General features: G+C 69.9%; 21 protein-coding genes and 1 tRNA gene. 8 read left to right on the top strand and 14 right to left on the bottom strand.

Going from position 1 to position 23,334, the window contains the following annotated elements:
• Nucleotides 1-80 precede the first annotated feature (80 nt).
• The 9 genes from G6N10_RS06765 to aceE all read right to left on the bottom strand — a co-directional run bounded on the left by G6N10_RS06765 (nucleotide 81) and on the right by aceE (nucleotide 12,921).
• Nucleotides 81-617, bottom strand: coding sequence for a hypothetical protein (locus tag G6N10_RS06765; RefSeq protein WP_085100673.1), 537 nt, complete (start codon nucleotides 615-617; stop codon nucleotides 81-83).
• A complete protein-coding gene (locus tag G6N10_RS06760; protein ID WP_163742291.1) occupies nucleotides 614-3,208 on the bottom strand; it encodes a glycoside hydrolase family 183 protein in 2,595 nt (864 codons plus the stop codon). The genes G6N10_RS06765 and G6N10_RS06760 overlap by 4 nt, the downstream gene beginning before the upstream one ends.
• 249 nt (nucleotides 3,209-3,457) lie before the next feature.
• Nucleotides 3,458-4,879 (bottom strand): acyl-CoA carboxylase subunit beta, encoded by a 1,422-nt coding sequence (locus tag G6N10_RS06755; RefSeq protein ID WP_085100679.1) that lies wholly within the window; start codon nucleotides 4,877-4,879, stop codon nucleotides 3,458-3,460.
• A gap of 30 nt (nucleotides 4,880-4,909) precedes the next feature.
• On the bottom strand, nucleotides 4,910-6,163 hold the full coding sequence (gene kasB, locus G6N10_RS06750; RefSeq protein ID WP_085100682.1) for a 3-oxoacyl-ACP synthase KasB: 1,254 nt from the start codon (nucleotides 6,161-6,163) through the stop codon (nucleotides 4,910-4,912).
• A gap of 30 nt (nucleotides 6,164-6,193) precedes the next feature.
• Entirely contained in the window at nucleotides 6,194-7,444 is a 1,251-nt protein-coding gene (gene kasA / locus G6N10_RS06745; RefSeq protein WP_085100685.1) for a 3-oxoacyl-ACP synthase KasA, read from the bottom strand.
• Nucleotides 7,441-7,740 carry a meromycolate extension acyl carrier protein AcpM gene (acpM, locus tag G6N10_RS06740; protein WP_085100688.1) on the bottom strand — a complete coding sequence of 100 codons (300 nt, stop codon included), beginning with the start codon at nucleotides 7,738-7,740 and terminating at the stop codon, nucleotides 7,441-7,443. Before acpM ends, kasA begins: the two co-directional genes overlap by 4 nt.
• Before the next feature lie 85 nt (nucleotides 7,741-7,825).
• Nucleotides 7,826-8,731, bottom strand: a complete 906-nt coding sequence (locus G6N10_RS06735; protein WP_407664018.1) for an ACP S-malonyltransferase — start codon at nucleotides 8,729-8,731, stop codon at nucleotides 7,826-7,828.
• A 94-nt stretch (nucleotides 8,732-8,825) separates the two neighbouring features.
• Nucleotides 8,826-10,109: a PucR family transcriptional regulator gene (locus tag G6N10_RS06730; protein ID WP_085100695.1), complete on the bottom strand. Its 1,284-nt coding sequence runs from the start codon at nucleotides 10,107-10,109 to the stop codon at nucleotides 8,826-8,828.
• 10 nt (nucleotides 10,110-10,119) lie between these two features.
• Nucleotides 10,120-12,921: a pyruvate dehydrogenase (acetyl-transferring), homodimeric type gene (aceE, locus tag G6N10_RS06725; RefSeq protein ID WP_085100698.1), complete on the bottom strand. Its 2,802-nt coding sequence runs from the start codon at nucleotides 12,919-12,921 to the stop codon at nucleotides 10,120-10,122.
• Nucleotides 12,922-13,072: 151 nt separating this feature from the next.
• On the opposite strand from aceE, the gene G6N10_RS06720 reads away from it, so the two are divergent.
• The 4 genes from G6N10_RS06720 (at nucleotide 13,073) to G6N10_RS06705 (ending at nucleotide 14,729) form a co-directional block, all read left to right on the top strand.
• The gene (locus G6N10_RS06720; RefSeq protein WP_163742288.1) at nucleotides 13,073-13,636 is read left to right on the top strand and encodes an Rv2240c family protein; all 564 of its coding nucleotides are present in this window, start codon (nucleotides 13,073-13,075) and stop codon (nucleotides 13,634-13,636) included.
• A gap of 76 nt (nucleotides 13,637-13,712) precedes the next feature.
• Complete coding sequence (locus G6N10_RS06715; RefSeq protein ID WP_085100704.1) at nucleotides 13,713-14,141, top strand: DUF3052 domain-containing protein; 429 nt, start codon at nucleotides 13,713-13,715, stop codon at nucleotides 14,139-14,141.
• Nucleotide 14,142: 1 nt separating this feature from the next.
• Nucleotides 14,143-14,607 (top strand): peroxiredoxin, encoded by a 465-nt coding sequence (locus G6N10_RS06710; RefSeq protein WP_085100707.1) that lies wholly within the window; start codon nucleotides 14,143-14,145, stop codon nucleotides 14,605-14,607.
• 47 nt (nucleotides 14,608-14,654) lie between these two features.
• A tRNA-Val gene (locus G6N10_RS06705) sits at nucleotides 14,655-14,729 on the top strand.
• A 126-nt stretch (nucleotides 14,730-14,855) separates the two neighbouring features.
• Here G6N10_RS06705 and G6N10_RS06700 read toward each other — a convergent pair.
• From G6N10_RS06700 to G6N10_RS06685, 4 genes are read right to left on the bottom strand one after another with little or no spacing between them, the layout of a single operon-like run.
• Nucleotides 14,856-16,049, bottom strand: coding sequence for a site-specific integrase (locus G6N10_RS06700; RefSeq protein WP_109750643.1), 1,194 nt, complete (start codon nucleotides 16,047-16,049; stop codon nucleotides 14,856-14,858).
• Nucleotides 16,050-16,100: 51 nt separating this feature from the next.
• Nucleotides 16,101-16,382 (bottom strand): hypothetical protein, encoded by a 282-nt coding sequence (locus tag G6N10_RS06695; RefSeq protein WP_085100713.1) that lies wholly within the window; start codon nucleotides 16,380-16,382, stop codon nucleotides 16,101-16,103.
• Between the two features lie 47 nt (nucleotides 16,383-16,429).
• Complete coding sequence (locus tag G6N10_RS06690) at nucleotides 16,430-17,428, bottom strand: UDP-N-acetylmuramate dehydrogenase (RefSeq protein ID WP_085100717.1); 999 nt, start codon at nucleotides 17,426-17,428, stop codon at nucleotides 16,430-16,432.
• Complete coding sequence (locus G6N10_RS06685) at nucleotides 17,425-17,766, bottom strand: DUF2442 domain-containing protein (protein ID WP_085100720.1); 342 nt, start codon at nucleotides 17,764-17,766, stop codon at nucleotides 17,425-17,427. The genes G6N10_RS06690 and G6N10_RS06685 overlap by 4 nt, the downstream gene beginning before the upstream one ends.
• 95 nt (nucleotides 17,767-17,861) lie before the next feature.
• Between G6N10_RS06685 and G6N10_RS06680 the strand changes: the two genes are divergently transcribed.
• Both G6N10_RS06680 and G6N10_RS06675 read left to right on the top strand, forming a co-directional pair.
• Complete coding sequence (locus G6N10_RS06680) at nucleotides 17,862-18,059, top strand: helix-turn-helix domain-containing protein (RefSeq protein ID WP_085100723.1); 198 nt, start codon at nucleotides 17,862-17,864, stop codon at nucleotides 18,057-18,059.
• A complete protein-coding gene (locus G6N10_RS06675; RefSeq protein WP_133055206.1) occupies nucleotides 18,059-20,371 on the top strand; it encodes a hypothetical protein in 2,313 nt (770 codons plus the stop codon). The genes G6N10_RS06680 and G6N10_RS06675 overlap by 1 nt, the downstream gene beginning before the upstream one ends.
• A 125-nt stretch (nucleotides 20,372-20,496) precedes the next feature.
• Here the strand turns inward: G6N10_RS06675 and G6N10_RS06670 are convergent, their stop codons facing one another.
• Complete coding sequence (locus G6N10_RS06670; RefSeq protein WP_085100729.1) at nucleotides 20,497-20,721, bottom strand: hypothetical protein; 225 nt, start codon at nucleotides 20,719-20,721, stop codon at nucleotides 20,497-20,499.
• Nucleotides 20,722-21,032: 311 nt separating this feature from the next.
• Between G6N10_RS06670 and G6N10_RS06665 the strand changes: the two genes are divergently transcribed.
• The gene (locus tag G6N10_RS06665; protein WP_163742284.1) at nucleotides 21,033-21,686 is read left to right on the top strand and encodes a chymotrypsin family serine protease; all 654 of its coding nucleotides are present in this window, start codon (nucleotides 21,033-21,035) and stop codon (nucleotides 21,684-21,686) included.
• Between the two features lie 50 nt (nucleotides 21,687-21,736).
• Nucleotides 21,737-23,074 carry a hypothetical protein gene (locus tag G6N10_RS06660; RefSeq protein WP_085100735.1) on the top strand — a complete coding sequence of 446 codons (1,338 nt, stop codon included), beginning with the start codon at nucleotides 21,737-21,739 and terminating at the stop codon, nucleotides 23,072-23,074.
• Nucleotides 23,075-23,334: the final 260 nt, after the last annotated feature.

The following is a 23,334-nucleotide window of genomic DNA, read 5'->3' as shown; positions in this document are numbered from 1 at the left end:
GCCTCATTTCCGTGCAGATGTCCTGGGTGCGGCAGAACACGGCGGGTGCGCGATCTTGCCGGGCCGCTTTCGCCGCGTCGCTAGTCGGCCTGGCGCTCCCACAGGCAGTAGCCGGAGAGGGTGACGGTGAACAGGTAGGGCGAGGCATCGAACTCCACGGGCTGGCCGGGGTCGGCGTCGACGGTCTTTGGATCGGCGAGTTGGCCGCCCGTAGCGTCGACGTACTCGACCCCGCAGGTGGTGTCTTCCGACTGCGGGGTGCCGGTCCAATGTCCGCTGAACAGTTCGGCGTTGCGCACACCCTGACCGTGCAGTGTGATGGCGGCACCCGTCGAGAGCCAGCGATCCGAGCTGGGGTACTCGGCGCGGAACGTCGTCCAGCTGCCTTCACTGCATTTCAGCAGGTTCTTGCGATTGGGCGGATCGCCGGGCCCGGGGGGCAGCGCGGTGACCGCCCCGTCGAGCTGCTCCTGGCACGACGCGTAGAGCGTCGGTGGTCCGGCGGGCGCCGACGGGCCCTGAGTTTCCGGTTCGGCTTGGGCCAGTGCCAGCGTGACGCCTCCGACCACGGCCACCGTAGCGGTGGCCACGGCCAGGTAAAGCGTGCGACGGCTCATGCCTGCATCGAGTCCTTGACGGTCGTGAGGTCAGTCCGCATCAGGTCGACGTTGTAGCCGTTCCAATGCGACAGGTTGTAGTAGAGGTATTGATCGCCGCCCGTGCCTGCGGCTCCGTCGCTGCCCGACAGCGGATGAATCATCGGTGCGTAGTAACCGGATACGTTCTTCTGTACAACGACCGAGTCTGACCACTCACCCTGCGGGGTCTCGGACACCTTCATCACCACGTTGTTCCCGCCGTCGGTGTACATCACGACATAGGCATCGAGGTAGTCGTTGTACTGCACCGACATCTCGCTGACGTTGCCCTGGCCACCTCTGGCGAATACACCACCGGGTTTGAACCCTGCCGGGTAAACGAGCTTCAGGAACGTCACCACCGGGCTCAGGATGACGCCGAAGAACCCGGATTCCGGGAAGATCGAGGTGAGTGGCTCCATGCTGTCGAACACCACGACGGCCTTGGAGGGATCGCCAGCCTCCCAGTTGTCGCCACCGGCGTAGTACTCGTACTTATCGAGGTTTTCGAAGTCACTTTCCGCGACTCGGGCCAGATGCGCTGACCCCTGGCGGCCCGACGGCGTGCCGTAGACGTAGACGTAGCGGTCACCGTCCTCGGGGATCCCGCTCACCCAGGAGTCCGGATCGGCGGGGTCCCCATAGGTCAGAGCGTTCTGCTGGAAATTCACATTGCCGCCGCTGGAGGGGCGGACGGTGTCCTCCAGGACTGCCCAGGTCTTGCCGCCGTCGGTGGACTTGGCGATCGCGGAGTAGTTGGTGCTCCAGTAGCCCGGGTTACCCCATTCCTTGATCGACATGACGGTGGCGTACTGGACCATCTCCGATTCGCCGGCAGCGATGTTGCCGGAGTCGTTGGGAATGGCGATCCCGGCCGTCGGGATCATCGTGTAGGCCTTGCCGTACTGGGTGAATCCCCAGGTCATATCGTTGTGGGCGTACTCGCCGGTTGCCACCCGGTACGGATCGAGGATGACCTGCGCGGCGCCGATCGGGCCGCCGCCGGAGCCGGGGCCCCACCACATGTTGTTCTGCGGCAGGGTGCCCGGACCGTCGCCGCCGGGCGTGACGATTCCGTGCTGCAGGTCGAGGCCATCCGTCAGAGTGCTGTCGGACGTCTTGAACAGCACGTTGTTGCGCCAGCCGGTCTGCATGGCCGCCTCGTTGAAGGTGTCGCCGAACAGCGCGAAGACCACCGGATTACCACCCTCGTCGGTGTACCCGCTGTCCCACATGATGCCGAGGTCGGTGCCGCCGACCACCCACGGTGCGGTCGGTGTACCGGTAACCGCACCCATGTTCTTCACCGGCAGCGTCCCGGTGGGGACGTTGGGTGCCGGGGCCTGCCCCGGACTCGGATTGGCGGCCTGGGTGACCGCGGCCATCAGCTGGACCTCGGGGCTCTGCACCCCCGGCTCGCCCCCGGCGACCGGGACCTCCGCGTCCACCGCGGACTGCGGCTTCTCGTCCTTGCCGCTGAGATCCTTCGCGGCCTCGCGGCGGGTGAACGCGGCCAGAGCCCAGGCCAGCGGGGACTGCGCGGGCAGCGCCGGGCCGTTACCGGCCAGTGGGGACAGCCCGGCCACGAGCAGCAGGCTGGACACCACGGTCGCGGCGGCGGCCTTGGGGGTGGAGCCGATCTCGGAGAACGTGCTCGCCGGCGCGGTGGTGTCCGCGGTGGCGAACGACGTCGCCGGGGCGCTCACCGAGTTGACGACCCGCGCGGTCGCCACGGTGACGGTGTCGCGCAGCTCGGCGACCTGCTGCCGGGTGGCGGTGCCGACCTCGCGCAGGGTCAGCGCGACGGTGCTCGACTCGCGTGCCAGCTTCGGCAGCGCACTCGCCGGCTGCGGGCGCACGAACAGCGGGTTCGGCGATCGGTCGGTGCCCGGGCTGAGGTCCTTGGTCGAGGTCCGCGGCCCGGCGGGGGAGAACCCGGTGACGGTGTCGGTCAGCGCCGAGGTGCCGGTGTCGAAGCGGGCCTTCAGCTTGTCGAAGAACCGCGGCTGCTTGGGACTCTCGGAGGCGCCGGCCGGCGCCGGGTCGGCGTTGCGCTTGGCCGCCGGGGTGCTCGGGTCGGCCGGGGTGCTGGGGTCGGCCGGGGTGCTCGGGTCGGCCGGGGGCTGCTTGTCCGGCACGTCATCGGTGCTGGTCTGACGGTCCTGCACCTGGCGGGCGAACTTGGAGAGTCGCTCGTGGACGCGAGACACCGGGTCGCTGCCGGTGTCGGCGTCGGTGCGGCTCGCATCGGCCCGGTTGCCGGAGGTGCGGCGCGCCGTCGTCCCGCCGAGGTCGGAGCCGGCCTTCTCGACCGCCGCCCGGACGGCCGCGCCGATCCGGTTGCCGACACCGCCGCCGGCGGCGGGGGTTTTCGAAGCGTCCGAATCAGTGCTCGCCGAGCGCTTGCTGCCGAACTTCGGCCCGCCGTCTTTGGCATTGCCGCTGGTGGCATTGCCGGTGTTCGAGGTGCCGCCGGAGCCCGTCCCCGACGCGTCGTCATCGGCCAGGGCGACACCGCTGCCCGTCGTCATCGCGACACCGATACCCAGCGCCACCGCGAGAGTGCCCACTCGACCGACATATGTAGACGAACGCACGCGTCTGTTCCTCCTGGCTAAGCCCCGGCCACAGCAAATTATTGGCCTCTCGCCGCGTCCGCGCAGGGATTTGGGAGAGTCGATGCGAAGCGTATGCCCCGTGGGCTCAATTGTCACATTCATCACACCAACCACAGGCGTGTCAGGCTTGCCAGCTCAATGAACACCCCCAAAACGCAATCGCCCGGGCTCAATGAGCCCGGGCGATGTGCGTAACGCTGTCTACAGCGGGATGTTCTTGTGCCGACCCCGTCGCGCCGGTGCCTCGGCCAGCGCCTGGGCCAGCTTGGAGCGGGTGTGCGCGGGGTCGATCTTCTCGTCGACCACGCCGAGTTCGACGGCCGCGTCGACGCCGCCGGCGATCCGCTCGTGCTCGATCGCCAGCTCCTCGTGCAGGGCCTCGCGCTCGTCCTCGGGCGCGGCGGCCAGCTTGCGCTTGTGCAGGATGCCGACGGCGGCCTTGGCGCCCATCACGGCGACCTCGGCGTCCGGCCAGGCGAACACCTTGGTGGCGTTGAGCGAGCGGGAGTTCATCGCGATGTAGGCGCCGCCGTAGATCTTCCGGGTCACCAGGGTGACGCGGGGGACCGCGGACTCACCGAACGCGTGCAGCAGCTTGGCGCCGCGACGCACCACGCCGCCCCACTCCTGGTCCACGCCGGGCAGGTAGCCGGGCACGTCGACGACGACGACCAGCGGGATGCCGAACGCGTTGCACAGCCGGACGAACCGGGCGGCCTTCTCGGCGCTCTCGGAGTTCAGGCAGCCGCCCAGGCGCAGCGGGTTGTTGGCCAGCACGCCGACGGTGCGGCCGGCCAGCCGGCCCAGCCCCACGACCATCGACGGGGCCCACTTGGCCTGGAACTCCTCGAACGGCACATCGTCGTCGAGCAGGGCCAGCAGCAGCGGGTGCACGTCGTAGGCGCGCTTGGGGGACTCGGGCAGCAGAGCGTGCAGATCGGTGTCGCCAGCCTCGGCCTTGCTGCGGTCGAAGTGCCCCTGCTGGCAGAAGTAGCCGACCAGGCGGCGGCCGCGCTCGTAGGCGTCGAGCTCGCTGTCGGCGACGATGTGGCAGACGCCGGACTTCTTGTGGTGGGTGGTCGGGCCGCCGAGGGACTCCATGTCGACGTCCTCGCCGGTGACGCTGCGGACCACGTCGGGCCCGGTGACAAACACCCGGCTGTCCGGGGCCATCACGATCACATCGGTCAGCGCCGGTCCGTAGGCCGCGCCGCCGGCGGCGAAGCCGACGACGACGGAGATCTGCGGGATGAAGCCCGAAGCCCGGATCATCGCCTCGAAAACCAGCCCGACGGCGTGCAGGGCGCGCACGCCCTCGGCCAGCCGGGCGCCGCCGGAATGCCAGATGCCGACGATCGGGCTCTGCTCGTTGATGGCGATGTCGTAGGCGTTGACGATGTGCGCGCAGCCGTCGACGCCCATCGCGCCGCCCATCACGGTGCCGTCGGTGCAGAACGCGATGGTGCGCACACCGTTGACGTTGCCGCCGGCGGCCAGCACACCGGACTTGTCGCGCTCGTGCAGCAGTTCGACGGTGCCGTCGTCGAAGAAGGTCGACAACCTCAGCAGCGGGTCACGAGGATCAATGGTTTCGTTCACCGCGTCCGGGGCCATGGCTGTCATCGCTGTCCTTCTCCTAGCTTTTCGTTTCGCTCAGTACTTTCCGAATGCGATGGCGACGTTGTGCCCGCCGAATCCGAATGAGTTGTTGATGGCGTACTTGTAGTCGCCGGTGCGCGGGGCGCCGGCCACGACGTCGAGATCGATCTCGGGGTCGAGGTTCTCCAGGTTGCGCGTGGCGGGGATGATCCCGTCGCGCAGAGCCTGCACGGTCAGGATGGACTCCACCGCGCCGACGGCGCCGACGGAGTGGCCCAGCGCCGACTTCGGCGCGTAGACGGCCGGGCGGTGGCCGCGCATGGCGTTGTTGATCGCCTTGCCCTCGGCGACGTCACCGACGCTGGTGCCGGTGGCATGGGCGTTGATGTGGTCGATGTCGGTGGGCTGCAGGCCGGCCAGCTCGATGGCGCGGGACATCGCGTGCCCGGCGCGCTCGCCGTTGGGGTCCGGGGCGACCATGTGGAAGCCGTCGGAGGTGACGCTGGCGCCCATGATCCGGGCCAGGATGTTGGCGCCGCGGGCCTTGGCGTGCTCCTCGGTCTCGATGACCAGCAGCGCGCCGCCCTCACCGAACACGAAGCCGCTGCGATCCCGGTCGAACGGGCGGCAGGCGCCCGGCGGGTCGTCGTTGTGGCTGGACAGCACGATGCGCATCTGCGCGAAGCCGGCGATCGGCACGGCCTCGATCTTGGTTTCGACACCGCCGCAGATCGCGATGTCGGCCTCGCCGTAGACGATGTTGCGCCAGGCGTTGGCGATGGCCTCCGAGCCCGATGCGCACGCCGAGATCGAGGTGCTGACCCCGGCCTTGGCGCCGCGTTCGAGCCCGATCACGGCGGCCGCGCCGTTGGGCATGTACATCTGAACAACGAGGGGTGACACCGCCCGCAGACCGCGGGACCGCATGCCGTCGTAGGCCCAGACCAGCTCCTCGGCGGAGCCGAGCCCGGTGCCGACCGACACCATCAGACGGTTGGTGTCGACCTCCGGGGACCCGGCGTTTTGCCAGACCCGGCGGCCGAGCACCGTCGCCATCTTCTGCAGATAGGACATCCGCCGCAGTTCGACCTTGTTGAGTTCGCCGTCGAAATCCTCGAGCAGGTGGCCACCGATGCGCACCGGAAGGTCATATTCCTCGATGAACGAGTCGGTCAGGGTGCGTATCCCCGACTGACCGTCAAGCAGGTTCTTCCAGGTGGTTTCGGCATCGGTGCCCAGGGCTGTCGTCATCGCGACTCCCGTCACGACGACATTGGGCAGCCCGTTTCCCGTGGTTGGCGAGGCCATGGCAGGCGGTGTTCCTTTCCCCGTTTTCTATCAGTACTTTCCGAAGGCCAGCGCGACGTTGTGCCCGCCGAAGCCGAAGGAGTTGTTGATCGCGTACTTGTAGTCGCCGTAACGCGGTTCCCCCGCGACGACATCCAGGTCGATCTCGGGATCCGGCGTCTCGTAGTTGAGCGTCGGGGGAATGACGCCGTCACGCAGCGCCATCACCGTCAGCACCGACTCGAGTGCACCGACCGCCCCGATGGAGTGGCCGAGCGCCGACTTGGGCGCGTACACCGCGGCGTTCTCGCATCCGGCAACCCGGATCGCAGCGGCCTCGGCGGTGTCGCCGATCGGCGTGGCGGTGCCGTGCGCGTTGACGTGGTCGATGTCCTTGGCGGACAGGCCCGCCGTCTCCATCGCCCGCTTCATCGCGTGGCCGGCCCGCAGACCGTCCGGCGCCGGGGCCACCATGTGGTAGGCGTCCGAGGCGATACCCGCGCCCATCAGGCGTGCCAGCGGCTTGGCGCCGCGGGCCAGGGCATGCTCCTCGGTCTCGATGATCATCATCGCGCCGGCCTCGCCGAACACGAACCCATCACGGTCCTTGTCGAACGGGCGCGACGCGCCGGCCGGATCGTCGTTGCGGGTCGACATGGCACGCATCATCGAGAACGCCGCGATCGGCAGCGCCTCGATTCCGCCCTCCACGCCGCCACAGACGACGAAGTCGGCATCACCCATGACGATGTGCCGCCAGGCGTGCGCGATGGCCTCCGACCCGGACGAGCAGGCCGACACCGGGGTGATGACCCCGGCGCGGGCGCCCAGCTCCAGGCCGGCGACCGCCGCGGCGCCGTTGGGCATGATCATCTGAACGGCGAGCGGGGACACCTTGCGGGGCCCGCCCTCGTTCATCGCGTCATAGGTTTCGACGATCTTCTCGCCGCCGCCGAGACCGGTACCGATGACGACCGCGAACCGGTCCGGGTCAACCTCGGGCTTACCCGCGTTCTCCCAGAGTCGGCCGGACACCAGCTTCGACATCCGCTGGACGTAGGACATCCGGCGCATGTCGATGCGTGTCATGTGGTCGTCGATGTTGTCCACGAGGTGGCCACCGATGCGCACCGGCAGGTCCCACTTGGTGACAAAGTCGTCCTCGAGGACGCGGATACCGCTCTCGCCGGCGAGCAGGGCCTTCCACGTGCTCTCGGCGTCCGCCGCGAGCGCCGTGGTGGCCTCGACAGCGGTCACGACGACCGAGGGAAATCCCCCGTTGGCAGTGGAAGGTCTGGTCACGAGTCGGAACCGAACTTGTCGCGCAGGGCGGCGGCGGCCTCGGGGTTCTCTTCCTCGAGCTTCTGGATGTAGGAGACGACGTCACCCACGGTGCGCAGGCCGGCGAGGTCCTCGTCCGGGATCTTCACGCCGTACTTGTCCTCGGTCTGCACCGCGATCTCCACCATCGACAGCGAGTCGATGTCCAGGTCGTCGACGAAGGACTTCTCCGGGGTGACCTCGGACGGCTCGATACCGGTCACCTCTTCGATGATCTCGGCGAGACCGGCAATGATTTCTTCCTGGCTGGCGGCCACAGTGTGGCTCCCTTCATCTGTTTGTGCACCTCGGTCGAGGCGCGCTTGGTGAAACCTGGGGTGTTCTCCCGGACCGGGTTGTCGACTAGAGGTCGGCAACCCCGTCCAAGTCTGCGGGGGCCTTGATCGCGAGCGTGGGCACGCCCTTGAGCTCGCGCTTGGCGATCCCGACCAGCGTTCCGGCCGGCGGGAATTCGGCGATGGCGGCGACGGCGTTGTCGCGCAGGTACGCCGAGCACAGGTCCCAGCGAACCGGGCGGGTCAGCTGGGCGACCAGCTTCTCCATCGCGTCGGCGGCCGAAGCGACCGGCTGGCCGTCGGCGTTGGACAGCAGGGTTGCCGACGGCTCGTTGGTGGCGACGGCCGCGGCGGCGGCGGCGTAGCCGTCGTGCGCCGAGGCCATGAAGGCGGTGTGGAAGGCGCCGGCGGTGGCCAGCTGGCGGACCCGGGCCTTGGCCGGCGGGTTCTCGGCGAGCTTGGCGAGGGCCTCGAGGCGGCCGGCGGCCACGATCTGGCCCGCGGCGTTGCGGTTGGCCGGCACCAGGTCCAGGTCGGCCAGGGCGGCGAGCACCTCGGTCTCGTCGCCGCCGAGTACCGCGGACATCCCGGTGGGGGCGTCGGCGCAGGCCTTGGCCATTTCCCGGCCGCGGGTGGCGGCCAGCATGACGGCGTCGTCCGGGCTGATCACACCGGCGATCGCGTAGGCGGCGATCTCACCGACGGAGTGACCGGCGACGATCTTGGGGCGGTCGGCCAGCAGTCCGCGGTTGGACAGCTGCTGGGCGGCCAGCAGGGTGGCGGCCACCACCAGCGGCTGGGTGATGGCGGTGTCGGTGATCTCCTCGGCCTCGGCGGTGGTGCCGAGGCGAGCGAGGTCCAGGCCGCTGGCCGCCGACCAGGCGGCGATTTGGTCAGCGGCGCCGGGCAGGTCCAGCCAGGCGCTCAGCATCCCGGGGGTCTGAGAACCCTGACCGGGAGCGAGCAGCGCGATAGTCGGTTGAGGCACGTTATTAAGAGAACACTGTGATCGCGGTTTTGTGCGGTGTGGGACATTATGAATGTCGTCTTATTTTTTTGTAGAGATCCTACAAAAATGCACGTGGGGAGGTCGGATCGTGGCCTCCGTCACCCGGTCTTTTGGCTCCTCGGTGCTCCAAATCATAAGAACCGCGGTTGAGCCGCGCCAACGTGCAGGCCACCCGCAGCACGTACGCGTCCCGCGGGACCGCCGGATCGCGACCGGTGAAGTCCGCAATCCGGCGCAACCGGTACCGCACCGTGTTGGGGTGAACGAACAACTTGCGTGCGCAAGCTTCGATCGCCCCGCCGGAGTCCAGGTAGGCGTCCAGGGTCTCGGTCAGCGCCGGGCCGGCGTCGTTCAGCGGCCGGATGACGTCGGTGTGCAACGCCGCGATCGCCGCCGCGTCGCCCATCAACGCGCGCTCCGGCAATAATTCGCGGGCCGCGACCGGACGCGGCGCCCCGCTCCAGCCGGCCACCGCGTGAATGCCCGACAGCGCCTCCTGCGCGCTGTGATAGGCCGCCGACAGGCTCGGGGCGGCCGGCCCGAGCACCACCGGACCCTCACTGAACGCGGTCAACAGCTCGGCGAGGAACTTGTCGGTCAGGCTCAACGGCCCCGAGACGATCGCCACCAGCCAGGTGCCGTGCAGGTCGGTCAGGGCCGCGCGGCCGTGCCGGGTGGCGATCGCCCGCACCGATTCGATCGCCAGCACCTCCTCGACCCCGGGCGCCGGGCTGCCGACCAGCACGGTCGCCGGCGCGGTGGTGTCCCAGTTCAGCGCCGCCGCCCGGGACAGCAGCTCCGGGCCGGTGTCACCGCGCACCACCGCGTCCACGACGCTGGCCTCCATCCGGGCGTCCCAGTTGCCGCGGGCCTCGGCGGCGTTGGCGTAGCTGGACGCGGCCACGAAGGCCAGGTCGCGGCTGTAGCGCAGGATCCCCACCGTCAACGCGGTCAACTGTTCCTCGGAGCGGGCCAGCAGCGGCACCACCTGCTCGAAGAACTCCATGGTGACCCGCACCATCTCCACCGTCTGGCGCAGCGAGATGCGCCGGGTCAGGTCCTGGGGCATCAGCTCGAAGGCCTCGGTGGTCGGCACGATGTCGCGCTGCGGATCCGACATCCAGTCGACGAAGTTGACCACCGCGGTCTGCACCACCAGCTGCACCCCGGCCCGCTGGGCGGCCTCCAGGTCGCCGAAGAACGCCAGCCGCTCGGCCATCACGCCGACCGCCTCGGTGGCCAGCCGCCCGGAATACTGCTTGAGTCGGCGCAGCGTCGACTCCGGCACGTTCTCCAGCAGCTGCAGGGCGGAACGTGGCGGCACGAAGCGGGTGTCGGGCACGTCCTAAAAGCTACGCGCTTCCGGTGTCCCGGAAGGACACCGCGGCCGCCAGCACGTCGTCGATGCGGTACTCGCGGGCCGCCGCGACGGCCACCGACGGGTCGACCGCACCGTCGCGGGCCAGCCCCTCCAGCACCGCGACCACCACCGACTCGGCGTCGGTGTTGAAGTAGCGCCGAGCCGCCGGGCGGGTGTCGGAGAACCCGAACCCGTCGGTGCCGAGGGTGATGTAGGTGCCCGGCACCCAGGCCCGGATCTGCTCGGGCACCGCCCGCATCCAGTCCGACACCGCGATCACCGGGCCGGTGGCGTTGCGCAGCGCCCGGGTGATGTACGGCACCGGCGGATCGCCCTTGGCGCGCAGCTCGGGATGACGCAGCAGGGTGCGCTCCACCTCGACGCCCTCGCGATTGAGCTCGCCCCAGCTGGTCACCGACCAGACGTCGGCGGCCACATCCCACTTCTCGGCCAGCAGGTCCGCGGCGCGCAGCGCCTCGGGCATCGAGACCCCCGAGGCCAGGATCTGCGCGGTGTTGCCGCGCCGCGCGGTGGCCGCCCGGTACCGGTAGATGCCCTTGAGCAGCCCGTCGAGGTCGAGGCCCTCCGGCTCGGCCGGCTGCTGGTAGGGCTCGTTGTAGATCGTCATATAGAAGTAGATGTTCTCCGGATTCTCGCCGAACATCCGCTGCAGGCCGCTTTCGATGATGTGCGCGACCTCGTAGGCGAACGCCGGGTCGTAGGCCACCACCGCCGGGTTGGTGGCGGCCAGCAGCATCGAATGCCCGTCGGCGTGCTGCAGGCCCTCACCGGTCAGGGTGGTCCGCCCGGCCGTCGCCCCGAGCACGAAGCCGCGGGCCATCTGGTCGGCGGCCGCCCAGAAGTTGTCGCCGGTGCGCTGGAACCCGAACATCGAATAGAAGATGTAGATCGGGATCATCGGCTCGTTGTGGGTGGCGTAGGAGGTGCCGACGGCGATGAACGACGCCGACGAGCCCGCCTCGTTGATGCCCTCGTGCAGGATGTGGCCGACCTCCGACTCGCGGTAGGCCAGCATCAACTCGGAGTCGACCGACCGGTACAGCTGGCCGTTGCGGTTGTAGATCTTGAGGCTGGGGAACCACGAGTCCATGCCGAAGGTGCGCGCCTCGTCCGGGATGATCGGCACGATCCGCCAGCCGATGTTCTTGTCCCGCAGCAGCTCCTTGAAGGTGCGCACGGTGGCCATCGTGGTGGCCACCTCCTGGTTGCCCGAGCCCTGCTTGAGCGACGCGTAGGTGTCCGGGCCGGGCAGCGACAGCACCTTGGCCTTGGTGCGACGCTCCGGCACGAAACCGCCCAGCGCGCTGCGGCGGTCCAGCATGTAGCGGATCTCCGGGGCGTCGGGGCCGGGGTGGTAGTACGGCGGCAGGTACGGATCGGCCTCCAGCTGGGCGTCGCTGATCGGCACCCGCGCGGTGTCCCGGAACGCCTTGAGGTCGTCGAGCATCAGCTTCTTCATCTGGTGCGTGGCGTTGCGGCCCTCGAAGTGCTTGCCGAGGGTGTAGCCCTTGATCGTCTTGGCCAGGATCACCGTCGGCTGGCCCTGATGGTCCATCGCCGCGCGGTAGGCCGCATAGATCTTGCGGTAGTCGTGGCCGCCGCGCTTGAGTCGCCAGATGTCCTCGTCGGAGAGCTTCTTGGCCAGCTCCTTGGTGCGCGGATCGCGGTTGAAGAAGTTCTCCCGGATGAAGCCGCCGTCGTTGGCGCGGAAGGTCTGGTAGTCACCGTCGAGGGTGTTGTTCATCAGGTTGACCAGCGCGCCGTCCTTGTCGGCGTGCAGCAGCATGTCCCATTCCCGGCCCCACACCACCTTGATGACGTTCCAGCCCGCGCCCCGGAAGAACGACTCCAGCTCCTGGATGATCTTGCCGTTGCCGCGCACCGGGCCGTCCAGCCGCTGCAGGTTGCAGTTGATCACGAAGGTCAGGTTGTCCAGGGCCTCGTTCGCGGCCACCTGCAGCAGGCCGCGGCTCTCCGGTTCGTCCATCTCGCCGTCGCCGAGGAACGCCCAGACGTGCTGGTCGGAGGTGTCCTTGATGCCGCGGTCGTGCAGGTAGTGGTTGAACCGGGCCTGATAGATGGCGTTCATCGGGCCCAGCCCCATGGACACCGTCGGGAACTCCCAGAAGTCCTGCATCAGCCGGGGATGCGGATACGACGGCAGCCCGCCGCCGGGATGACTGTGCTCCTGGCGGAAACCGTCGAGCCGGTCCTCGGTCAGCCGGCCCTCCAGGAAGGCTCGGGCGTAGATGCCGGGGGAGGCGTGGCCCTGGACGAACACCTGGTCGCCGCCGCCGGGGTGGGATTTGCCGCGGAAGAAGTGGTTGAAGCCGACCTCGTAGAGGCTCGCCGAGGAGGCATAGGTGGAGATGTGGCCGCCGACGCCGACGCCCGGCCGCTGCGCCCGGTGCACCATGATCGCGGCGTTCCACCGGATCCACTGCCGGTAGCGGCGCTCGACGTCCTCGTCGCCGGGAAACCACGGCTCCAGCTCGGTCGGGATGGTGTTGACGTAGTCGGTTGAGGTCAGCGCGGGAATCGAGACCCGCTGATCGCCGGCGCGTTCGAGCAGCCGCAGCATCAGGTAGCGGGCGCGCGCCGGGCCGGAACGGGCCAGCATCGCATCGAATGACTCCAGCCATTCCCCGGTCTCGTCGGGATCGATGTCGGGAAGGTACGACGCGACGCCCTCACGGATCACCCGGACGCGATCGTGTTCGGCAGCGGTACCCGAGTTGTGGGCCAGGTCTTGGCGGTCGAACTCGGTGGTCAACTTCGGCTCCTTGGTTGGGTGAAGTGAGCGACACCACGGGGATGTTGTGGCGTCCTCGTCCCATCAAACCGCAAGTCCGGCAATATCGTTAGCCGGTCCCGGGGTACTCGCCAGTAACCTTTTCCGTAGCCCTACCGGTAACCTCTGCCGGGTGATCCAACTGGGCCGCGTTCGGGCGGGAGCGCAGGCCATCGGTGGGGCGGCCGCAGTGGCGATGGCCGTCATCGGCTGCACCGTGATGACCGACGGGAAGGCGGTCTCCGACAGCGAGGATGCGCCCGCCTACCGCACCTCGGCGTCGTCGTCGGTGGCGGCGTCGGCCGCCACGTCGAGCATCCGGGCCTCCGAGCGCGCCGCCGCCGAGACCACCAAGGCCATCCACAGCGTGTGCGAGACGATGGCCATCAGCAGTGCCGAGGCGGTCAGCAACGTCAACACCTACGTGGCCGCGGTCAACGGCGACGGCGACGTCGAGGCCAGCAAGCAGCCCGCCATCGATGCGCTGAACAACAGCGCCGACACCGTCGAACCCGCGATCACCGCGAAGGTCACCGGCGAACTGCGCGACAGCCTCAGCGCCTGGGTGACCTCGTCGCGGGCCACGGCGGGCAACATCGCCGCCGCCGTCGACCCGGTCGCGTTCAACACCTCGGTGGCCACCATGAACTCCGCGCGTCAACGCGCGCTGGAGCTCTGCGACGCCACGTATCGGTGATGCCGATGACGCTGCGACGTCGGTTGTGCGACGATAAACCCGCATCTTGCACGGACCTTAAAAGGAGGACCTCACGGTGGAGGCGGCCGACGGCGCCCCGGACTACGCCCAGCGACTGGGCATTCGCAAGGATCAGGTGGTCCAGGAGCTGGGCTGGGACACCGACACCGATGACGACATTCGCTTCGCCATCGAAGACGCCTGCGGATCCGAACTACTCGACGAGGACGCCGACGAGGTCGTCGACGTTGTGCTGCTGTGGTGGCGCGACGTCGACGGTGACCTGGTCGACGCCCTGATGGACGCGATCGGCCCGCTCGCCGACGACGGCGAGATCTGGGTGCTCACCCCCAAGACCGGGCAGCCCGGGCATGTGCGACCCGCCGACATCGCCGAGTCCGCGCCCACTGCGGGCCTGATGCAGACCTCGTCGGCCAACCTGAGCGGCTGGATCGGCAGCCGGTTGGTGCAGCGCAAGTCCAAGGCAGCCGGAAGACACAGCTGAGATGGCGAGCGTGGGGAGTGCGGCTCCCGACTTCGCCCTGAAGGACCAGAACAACCAGGTTGTTCGGCTCTCGGACTTCCGCGGCAAGCGCAACGTGCTGCTGGTGTTCTACCCGCTGGCGTTCACCGGCATCTGCCAGGGCGAACTCGACGAGATCCGGGACAACCTGGCCGTCTACGAGAACGAGGACACCGCGACGCTGGCCATCTCGGTCGGGTCGTCGGCCACCCACAAGGTGTGGTCGCTGCACAACGGGTTCACCTTCCCGCTGCTGTCGGACTTCTGGCCGCACGGCGCGGTCGCGCAGGCCTACGGGGTGTTCAACGACGTCTCCGGGGTCGCCAACCGCGGCACCTTCGTGGTGGACAAGGCCGGCATCATCCGGTTCGCCGAATGCAAGCAGCCCGGTGAGGTGCGCGATCAGCACGTGTGGGCTGCGGCGCTGGCCGCCCTCGACGAGGGCTGACGCGGTTTTGAGTCACCGCCGCCGCGGCGTGTAGCCTGCAGCGGTCCGGGCGTGTAGCTCAGTGGTAGAGCTCTGGTTTTACACACCAGCGGTCGCAGGTTCGATACCTGTCGCGCCCACCAATGTTCGTGCAGTTCGAAGGTATGTTTTACCTGTAACCGGGATTTTCGGAAAGTGCTCCGATGACCCAGAGTGACCCATTCGAGAATTAATCGGTCGCCGATGACCCGCCGATGACCCACGCGGGGTCAGTCAGCTTTCCGCTTTCCGGTCACCCTGGACAGCGACGCTGCGGCGTCGGCGAGGGCGTCGTTCGTCGCGTGCGCGTAGACACTCAGCGTGAACCGCGCGTCGGTGTGCCCCAGCCACGCCGCGATCACCGCGGCCGGCACCCCGTCGAGGTGCATGAGAGTGGCGCAGCTGTGCCGCGCATCGTGCAGCCGAACGTGCGGGAGCCCCGCGGCCTCCAGGGCCTCGCGCCACGCCTTACTGAGGGTGTCCGGATGCGGGGGGTTCCCGAACTCGTCGACAACGACCAGCCCACTGTTCGGCCACTTCGATCCGAGCTGCAGTTTCAGCTCCCGCTGACGCTGCTTCTCCCGCTTGAGCGCCGCGGCGAGATCGGGCGGCAGTGGCAGAGTTCGCTCACTGGATTTCGTCTTCGTCGCGCCGGTCTCACTGCCACCCGAAACCGCGACGCGAGCCGCGTCGATCGCGACGGTGTTCGCGTCGAAGTCGACGCCGTCCCACCGCAGTGCGAGGACCTCACCGCGGCGCAACCCTGACAGCGCCAATCGCCACGCGATGTGGAAGCGTTCGGCGGCCGTCCATTCGAGCAGCGTCGCGGCCTGGTCTGCGTCGAGCGTGGACAGTGCCGGGCGAGTCACGGGAAGCGACTTCACGTGCGCTGCGGGGTTTCGGATCAGAGCGCCCTGCTGCATCAGGTCGTCGAACACCGCGCGCACCCGGATCAGGCAGGCGTTGATCGTGCGCGGCGCCAGCGGATCTCGCTTCTTCCGGGTCGCTTTCAGCAGCTTCTCCGGTGCGTGCCAGTCGCCGAATGGCAGCCCTCCCCGCCGCAGTTTCTGCACCAGCAATTCGATGTCGGCCTTGGTGATGCTCTGCGCTGCGCGGTCACCCAGCATGTCGACCAGGGGGCGCAGATTTGCGACATAGCCCTCACGGGTGCTGGTCCGGATGCGCTGGCCCGCGAGCCACGCGTCGGCGGCCTGCCGCACGGTCAGATCGGAGGGCGCGATGTGGGTGCCGTGAGCGACCTCGGAGACCACCGTGCTGCGCCACTTCACGGCCTCCTCGACCGTGCGGAACCGCTTCTTGTGCTGGAACCGTGTGCCGTCCGCCCGCTCGGCATGTACCCGCACCTCGTACCGGCGCCCCGCTGACGTTTCGACAGGCTTCACCCAGTCCGGTCGCCGTGCCATGCACAGCAGCGTGCCACGCGCCGCTGACCGCGGCGGTCCCGAGGTCCAGAATCAGCCCCGCGCCACGTCCTGAAGCCACACTCTCGCCCGCGCCTCTGCCGCAGCCGGATCAGCCTCGGCGGCGCGCAGCCCGAAGATGCCGGGCGCCAGGCGCTGGCAGACCGCGGCGTCGGGCTCGGCGCCGCTGAGCAGCGCGGCCAGCACCTCCCGCTCCCCTCCGGACAGGTGCCCGGGGATGACGCCGCCGGCGCGGCGCGCATCGGTCAGCAGCGCGCGGTAGCGGGCCGCCAGGGCCTCGCGGCGGGCGGGGCCGGGGTCGCTGAAGATGTCCATGCTCGCAGCGTGCAGCCGCGGGCGGCGTGCGACGGGGCGGGGCGCGGTCAGCGCAGCTCGCAGCCCACCAGCGTCGCCTCCGGCGCCAGCTGCACCCCGAACCGCTCCCACACCCCGTCGCGGATGTGCCCAGCCAGCTCCAGGACATCGGCGGCGGTGGCGCCGCCGCGGTTAGTGATCGCCAGGGTGTGCTTCGTCGACAGCGCCGCCCGGCCCCCGCTTCCCGGCACGGTGAATCCCGGACCGAATCCCGCGTTCTCGATCAGCCATGCCGCAGACAGCTTCACCCCCGCGGGGGCCGGGTGTGCCGGCCCACCATCCGCCGCGGCCGGGACCTCGGCGACGACGGGGTTGATGAAGAATGAGCCGACGCTCCACGTGTCGCGATCCTCGGCGTCGAGGACCATGCCCTTGCTGCGGCGCAGCGCCAGCACCGCGTCCCGCACCGCACCCGCCGGAGCGTCGTCCCCGACCCGAACGCCGAGCCGGCCGGCTAGTTGCGGATAGGTCACGCTGGCGGTTTCGCACACCGGCAGCCGGAACGTCACGGACAGCACGACCCGGCGCGAGTTGCGTTTGAAGATCGAGGTCCGGTATCCGAAACCGCAATCCTCAGCGGACATGTCGCGGACCTTCTGCAGCTCCCGGTCGTAGACCGTGACGCCCGTCAGAAACTGCGACACGTCCGCACCGTACGCGCCGACATTCTGAATCGGCGTCGCCCCCACCGTCCCGGGGATGCCGGACAGGGCGGACAACTGACCGCGCCCGGCAGCGAGCATCTCGGCGACGAAGCCGTCCCAGTTCTCGCCGGCCGCGACGGTGACCAAGTCGCCGTCGACCTCGACGCCGGTGGTGCGCACCAAGACCACTGTGCCGGGGAAGCCGTCATCGCCAACCAGCAGGTTGGAGCCGCCGCCGACGAGCAGCGCATCAGGATCGGCCGCGGCGGTGACCAGTTCCTCGGCGGTGGTCGCCGTCATCAGCCGGGCAACGGGGCCGCCGACGCGGAGGGTGGTCAGGGCGGCGAAGTTGGCGGGGCTCATCGCGGCGGGTGGCCGCAGCTGTGATCGCAATGCCCGTGCGCATGCAACCACAAGGCATCGGGAGCGACGTCGTAGATCACACCGCCGGGCAGAACCCACCCCAAAGTGTCACCATCGACGATCGTTGCCGTCGCAAACACCTCGGGGTCGGCAATCGAGGCGAAATCCCCGCGGAAGTCCTCCGGCGCGAACGTGTGCTCTCCGACCGTCCCGTCCTCGTGAGTGACGCGGACCCGAAACTCGCCGACCACCTCGACGGCGACGACTTTCCAGGCCGGCCACGGCGGCAGCTGGGCCCACATCGCCGCGTTCTGGGCCTCGTCGTACGGCTTGCTCATGCATTTGATGCTGCCACGGGGCACCGACCGCTGCGCCGCGTCGCCGGACCGCGCCCTACCCGTCGTGGCACCGCGCCGCGTGGTACCACGGCAGCATGAACGCAAACATGCAGCTCAGCCGGGGTGTTCCCGGCCGCAGCTTTGAGCACAGGATCAGCAACCCCGCGGTCCGCGCGCAGATCGGCCGCCGGGCCCTGGAAGGCGAGCGCGTCGAGGCCTTGGCCGCCGAATTTCAAGTGAGCGCCAGCACGGTGCGGCGCTACCGCGACGCCGCCGCCGGGGAGGTGCGCTGATGTTGCGATCGGAGTTCGAGGCCGAACGCGCGGCGGAGGCGCGGGAGGCGCGCATCCGCGCCGAGGCCGCGCGCATCTTCAACGCGCAAGAGAAGGCCGCCGCCGCCGCTGATGCGAAGGCCGGCAAGGGCGACGCCGGCAAGAAGGGTGACGGCGGCGGTAAGGACAAGGGTGACGGCGCCAAGAAGGGCGACGGCAAGGGTGACGGCGACGGCAAGAAGGGCGCCGCGAAGGCCGCGGCCGCCGATGCCGGCGACCGCGCAAGGGGCTTCTACCGCTGGCAGCGCGACGTCGGGCACAAGCTGACCGACGCGACCGCCGGCAAACTGCAGCAGGCGGCGGTCAAGCACGACACCCCCGGCCTGAAGAAGGTCCCCATCGGCGCGCTCCAGAAGGGGTTCCGCTTCGTGCCGGTGGCCGGCAACGTCGCAAGCGCCGTCCTCGCGGTCAAGGCGCTGAACGAAGGCCGTTACGTGGACGCCGCCCTCGGCGCGCTCGGCGCGGTCCCCGGCCCGGTCGGGTGGATCGGGATGGGCCTCAATCTCCTTGTAAATGACGATGGTGGCAGCTACAACGCCTGGGCCGCACCCGACGGCCGGAACACCTTCACCCTGCCCGGCTCCGAGGAGCAGAACGTCAAGACCGCCGATGCGATCCTCACCAGCATTCAGCGCAACCTGTACGGCTACAGCGACGGCCCCGACGGCGTCTCCTGGCAGCAGGGCGGCACGGTGGATCAGCCGATCCCCCTGGACACCCCTGCCGTGAAGGACGCCGTCACGGCGTGGCTGGCCGGCATCGCTGACGCCTATGACGCCGTCGACCAGGCCCTGCGCAACTCCGGCGAGGACTACTTCCTGCAGTACCGGGAGAAGCTGGCCCCCACCTTCGCCGCGATGCGAGCGCTGCCCGACCAGGCGCCGCTGATCATGGCGCAGCTCAAGCACGCAGCGGATGCGGCGGGGGGAAGCCACGGCGCGTTCCGCACCGCCAACCGGGAACTGCGCGAGAGCTGGGCCGCCAACTCCGGCAAGCTCGACGGCAGCACCGGCGCCACCCGCACGCTGGAGGACGCGGTGGTCCAGAACGCCGCCAAGATCCGCGCCGCCACCGGCAGCATCGACGGCCTGTTCACCGAGCAGCTCACCCCACTGACCGCCGTCTACGGCGCCCGCACCGCCAGCAACGCCAGCAACGAGAAGCCGAAGCCGGAGACGAAACCCGACACCACACCCGCCCCGCAGCCGGCCCCGACCCCGACCCCGCAGCCGAAGCCGGACTCCGGCGTCGACAAGCTGCTCGACCAGCTCGGCAAGCAGGGCACCCCGGCAACCGGCAACCCGTTGGGGGCCAGCCCGCTGGGGGGCAGCCCGCTGAGCGGCCTCGGCCAGCAGACCCCGGCGCCGGCCGGGCTCAAGGACCTCGGCAAGCAGGCGGAGGAGCCGAAGAAGCTCAAAGACCCCGCCGACGACAAGTCCAAGGACCAGCGGCGGGAGATCCGGCCGCTGACCGGCCTCGACAACAGCCGCCAGCAGCAGCAGCCGGCCGCGGCGGCGCCGCAGCCGGGGCCCGCTCCGGCGGCCGCGATGCCGGCCCCCGGCCCCGGAACCGGGCAGAGCAAGCCCGAGGCCAAGGCCGCCGAGGCCAAGCCCGAGACGAAAGTCGACGTCAAGGGCAAGAAGGGCGTCGAGTTCCCGGATCCGAAGACCGCGAAGATGGCGCAGCTGCTCGCCGGCGCCGACCCGGCCAAACCGCTGAGCCTGGCCGACGCCGCCGCGCAGGCGGGCCTCAAGCCGCCGGTGCCCGGCCAGGACCTCGGCCAGCAGATCCCGCCGGCCAAGTCCGCGCCCGGCGACATCCTCGTCGCGGGGGATCAGCGGTTCATGGTGCTCGGCGACGGCGAATTCTACGACCTGCAGAAATACGACGTGGTGGGCGCCGACGCGGTGCCCACCCAGTTGGGTGAGCGCGGCGGGTACTTCCGGCTGCCCGACGCCGGCGGCGGCGCCGCCCTCGGCGGCCCGGTGTCCGGTCCCGCCCCGGCGGACGTGACCTACCCGGTGCCCGGCGGTGCTGAACCGGCCGTAGAACCCACGGCGGTCCCGCCGCTGGGACGCAGCGGCGGCGATGACGACGGCGGCGGCGGCGGCGGTGGCGGTGGCGGCGGGTTCACCTCCGGCGGCACGCCCGGCCTGCCCACCGTGGGCAAGCCCGGCACCGGCCCCGCCAACGCTGCGGAGACGAGCACCGGCAGCGGCGGCACCCAGCCCAGCGTGGCGCCGCGGCGGATGGACCCCGGCGCCGTGGGCTAGAGCCGCGGCGAACCGTGTCGCGCTCGCCGCCCGGGCCTCCGGGGGCGGAGAATCGGCGGCGGATACTTCCCTATCCGCGCGGCCCCTGCATCCCCTCCCCCTCGGGTGCAGGGGCCGCTTCAGCTTTAGCGGCCGGAGTCCATTGCGTAGATCTCTGCCAGCAGGTCCCGCCAGATGCGCTCGGTGGCCGCGTACCGCTCCTGGGTGGTCATGCCCAAGGAGGCCGGGCCGTCGAGGGTGTCGGCCGCCCGGCGGGCCTCGCGCGCGAGCAGCTCCAGTTCCTCCAGCAGGTCGCGGGTGCCGCTGAATTCGGAGTACGTGATTTCCAGGGTTTCAGTTGCTGTTGTCATGCCATCACGGTAGCACCAAAAACCGCCTCTGACCTGCGAAAACAGTTGCATATTTACGTCATGCAAAGGCATGTGCAACAGCCGCGGTGTTGCACATTTTGTGCGCGAAAATGCGCATTCGCCGCGGGGTTGCGGCGAATGGGAGAATAGGTGGCATGACCTGGGGGAGTTCGGCGGCCGCGGCGGCCGCGGTGGCGCTGCTACTGGCTGGCTGCAGCAGCGGGGGGGCCGCACACGAGAGTGCAGAACCGGCGGGAGTTGCAGATGCGTCGGCGGCGGCGGGGGAGCCGGCGGCGGGGGAGCCGGCGCCGGTGGAGTCGGTGTACGTGTCGATCCCGTATCAGCCGCCGGTGAAGCACGGCGCTGTGCCGGGCGCGAAGATTCACGTCACGCAGGCGGACGGCAGCGGCGGCAACTGCACGCTGGGCCCGGCGGTGCGCCAGCCGTCGACAGGGCGCACGGGCTTCCTCACCGCGGGGCACTGCGCGGGGACGGTGACGGTCGACGGCGAGTATCTGGGCGAGGTGGAAGAGATCCGCGTCACGCGTGATGAAGACGCCGACGCACCCGTCGGGGAAAGGCCCCCCGCAGAGGACTCCGGCATCATCTGGACCCCGCGCGCCGGGGAGAAGGCCGCAGCCTACGTCGCCGGCCGCCCTGTGATCGGCGCGCTGAGCGAGACAGAACTACATGCACTGCCCCGATCGACCATGGACAACGACGCCGCGGGGGTGCCGGTGTGCAACTTTGGCGCAACGACCGGCAGCTGGTGCTCCAGCTTCTGGGGTGCGGGGGGTTATATCGGATCGGGCGGCGGCATCGACGGCGACTCCGGTTCCCCGATGTTCCTTGTCGATGGAGACGGCAACGCGATCCTCATTGGTGTCGTCGACGACCCCGCTGGCGCGTCTATCCTCGCCCGCACCCTGCGGCGGCTGAAAATCCAGCCGATCACCGCGTTCTGACACCGCGCCGCGCGCGGCCCCCAGGCCTCCGACGTGTCAGCATCCCCGACATGGCTTGGGAAGATCCTGGTAAAGAATTTGTCGACGGCGGCGGCGGGCAGCTGTTCGCCAATCTGCGGGCGGCGTACTCGCCCTCGGAGATCCGCACCGGTTTGGACCAGCTGGACAACACAGTTTCCGGTGCGACCCCCGACGAGGTTTTCGAGCACACCCTGATGCCCGCGGTGGAGACCCTGCGGGAGGCGCAGGATCTCTACCGCGTCGGCGAAGGCGGCTTCAACCAGCTGCATAGCGCGGTGTACGGGTGGCACACCAAGGCCGAAACCGGCGGATTCAATGCCGCGGGGATGGAGGCCGCCGAGGCCCGCAGCAGAGCCGCGCAGGCCGTGATCGCCGACGCCGTGAACGACGGTCGGGAGCCCACCGCCGAGGAAGGCGCGGAAGCCCGCGACGCCACGACGGATCTGGCCAAGAAGATCCGGGAGCGCGAGTCCGCGGACGCGGCGTTGACCGCGGACATGGCGCGCATCGCGACGAACCTGGCGGAATCGGCCAAGTTCCTGGGCGAGACGCTGATTCTGCCGATCATCGATTCTGACGGCACCCCCGCCGGCGCCCCCGACTGCGCTGTCAATCACCTCCGCGGCAGTCACGGTTCCCCCGGCGGCCCCGCGTCGCCGCGCATCGCGCCGGCCAGTGCGGCGCCCGGGCCTGCACCGTCGCGCAGCCCGGAGGCCCAGGCGCGCATCGCCGACCTGCTGAAGGAACTCCAGCAGCAGGGGCAGCCCCAACAGCAGCAGCAGCCTCAGCCGGTCGCGGCCGGTGCACCCGCAGCGTCGCCGGCAGCTGCGCAGGGCAAGCCCGCGGAGAAGCCGGAGTCCGGCGGCGACGCCCTTCAGCAGGCGCTCGACGACGCCGCCCGCAACCGCGCCGCCGACTTCGCCCCCCTGGCCGCAGCAGCCGCCGTCACCCCCGCCGCGGCCGGCGGTGCGCCGATCGCTCCGGCCGCCCCCAAGCCGCAGGTCGGTGGCACCAGCTTCAGCGGCGCGACGACCAGCACTAACGTCAGCGGCGGACAGCAGGCGGCGCCGCGGGTGACGCTCAGCGGCGCCGAGCCCGTCCAGGACACGCGCGCCGCCGGGCAGCGCACGGGCGCCGCGCCGATGGGCGGCGGCGGCGTGCCGGTCGCGCCGGGCTACGGCGGGGGCGGCCAGCAGGGCGCAGGGAACAAGGCGCCGGAGAAAGTAGTGCCGTATCGGCGGGCCAGCGAAACCGAGCTGATCGCCACCGGCGCGTACACGCGCGCCGAGGCCGTGCGCGGCGGGACGCTGATCCGCGGCGACGAAGGTGACGAGGACCCGCGGAAGCGCGGGCCGCGGAAGCGTTGATCAGCCGCCCGTCTGCAGCTGCTCCCACGCCCCGCCCTCGACGCGCCGCCACAAGCCGGCGCAGTCGCCGGCGCGGAAGCGAGCGAGCGCGGCCAGCTCCGCGTCGGTGAGCGGGTGCGCGGCGAGATAGGCGCGGGAGGCTGCGGTCACCGCGGCGTCAGGGCCGGTCACGGTCGCGGGGCGCGGCGGGGTGGGCCGGCTCGTCGACCTCCCGACCCCGGAGATGCTGGAGCACTGCGGCGCGGCTGAACTGCGCGTAG

It is taken from the genome of Mycolicibacterium fallax (genome assembly GCF_010726955.1).
Classification (GTDB): Bacteria; Actinomycetota; Actinomycetes; order Mycobacteriales; family Mycobacteriaceae; genus Mycobacterium; species Mycobacterium fallax.
This window is presented reverse-complemented; position numbering and strand designations above follow the sequence as displayed.